This window comes from Streptomyces sp. NPDC088732 (genome assembly GCF_044751205.1).
Classification (GTDB): domain Bacteria; phylum Actinomycetota; class Actinomycetes; order Streptomycetales; family Streptomycetaceae; genus Actinacidiphila.
Genome location: NZ_JBIVLI010000058.1, coordinates 1,489 through 3,252, shown reverse-complemented (window position 1 = coordinate 3,252; position 1,764 = coordinate 1,489). Strand labels below are relative to the sequence as shown.

1 rRNA gene (only partly in view) is annotated in these 1,764 nt (G+C 58.3%); it reads left to right on the top strand.

Annotated features, from left to right (window positions below):
- Window positions 1–69 precede the first annotated feature (69 nt).
- Window positions 70–1,764: ribosomal RNA gene (locus ACIP9H_RS42190) — 23S ribosomal RNA — on the top strand (its annotated part continues 1,488 nt past the right edge of the window); the annotation flags it as partial.

Sequence of the window (1,764 nt, the reverse complement as noted above, 5' to 3'; positions counted from 1 at the left end):
AGGTACTTGGTGCCGGCGGTGGGTGACGGGTCGTTGTTTGAGAACTGCATAGTGGACGCGAGCATCTGTGGCCAAGTTTTTAAGGGCGCACGGTGGATGCCTTGGCACCAGGAACCGATGAAGGACGTGGGAGGCCACGATAGGCCCCGGGGAGCTGTCAACCAAGCTTTGATCCGGGGGTGTCCGAATGGGGAAACCCGGCAGTCGTCATGGGCTGTCACCCATACCTGAACACATAGGGTATGTGGAGGGAACGCGGGGAAGTGAAACATCTCAGTACCCGCAGGAAGAGAAAACAACCGTGATTCCGGGAGTAGTGGCGAGCGAAACCGGATGAGGCCAAACCGTATGCGTGTGATACCCGGCAGGGGTTGCGTATACGGGGTTGTGGGATCGTACTTCAGTCGTCTGCCGGCGGCTGGGCGAGTCAGAAACCGTTGATGTAGGCGAAGGACATGCGAAAGGTCCGGCGTAGAGGGTAAGACCCCCGTAGCTGAAACATTAGCGGCTTGCTTGTACGACACCCAAGTAGCACGGGGCCCGAGAAATCCCGTGTGAATCTGGCGGGACCACCCGCTAAGCCTAAATATTCCCTGGTGACCGATAGCGGATAGTACCGTGAGGGAATGGTGAAAAGTACCGCGGGAGCGGAGTGAAATAGTACCTGAAACCGTGTGCCTACAAGCCGTGGGAGCGTCGGATGCACTTGTGCATCTCGTGACTGCGTGCCTTTTGAAGAATGAGCCTGCGAGTTTGCGGTGTGTGGCGAGGTTAACCCGTGTGGGGTAGCCGTAGCGAAAGCGAGTCCGAATAGGGCGATCCAGTCGCACGCCCAAGACCCGAAGCGGAGTGATCTAGCCATGGGCAGGTTGAAGCGTGGGTAAGACCGCGTGGAGGACCGAACCCACCAGGGTTGAAAACCTGGGGGATGACCTGTGGTTAGGGGTGAAAGGCCAATCAAACTCCGTGATAGCTGGTTCTCCCCGAAATGCATTTAGGTGCAGCGTCGTGTGTTTCTTGCCGGAGGTAGAGCACTGGATAGGCGATGGGCCCTACCGGGTTACTGACCTTAGCCAAACTCCGAATGCCGGTAAGTGAGAGCGCGGCAGTGAGACTGCGGGGGATAAGCTCCGTGGTCGAGAGGGAAACAGCCCAGAGCATCGACTAAGGCCCCTAAGCGTACGCTAAGTGGGAAAGGATGTGGAGTCGCACAGACAACCAGGAGGTTGGCTTAGAAGCAGCCACCCTTGAAAGAGTGCGTAATAGCTCACTGGTCAAGTGATTCCGCGCCGACAATGTAGCGGGGCTCAAGCGTACCGCCGAAGTCGTGTCATTGCAGCAATACTCCCAACGGAGGCTGTGATGGGTAGGGGAGCGTCGTGTGCCGGGTGAAGCGGCCCTGGAAGGGAGTCGTGGACGGTTCACGAGTGAGAATGCAGGCATGAGTAGCGATACAAGAGTGGGAAACTCTTGCGCCGATTGACTAAGGGTTCCTGGGTCAAGCTGATCTGCCCAGGGTAAGTCGGGACCTAAGGCGAGGCCGACAGGCGTAGTCGATGGACAACCGGTTGATATTCCGGTACCCGCTTTGAAGCGCCAGCGCTGAACCCTCTGATGCTAAGCCCGTGAAGCCGCCGGCTGATTCTTCGGATGATGTCGGAGTGGTGGAGCCGGTGACCCGAGGTGGTAGTAGGTGAGCGATGGGGTGACGCAGGAAGGTAGTCCAGCCCGGGCGGTGGTTGTCCCGGGGTAAGGGTGTAGGGC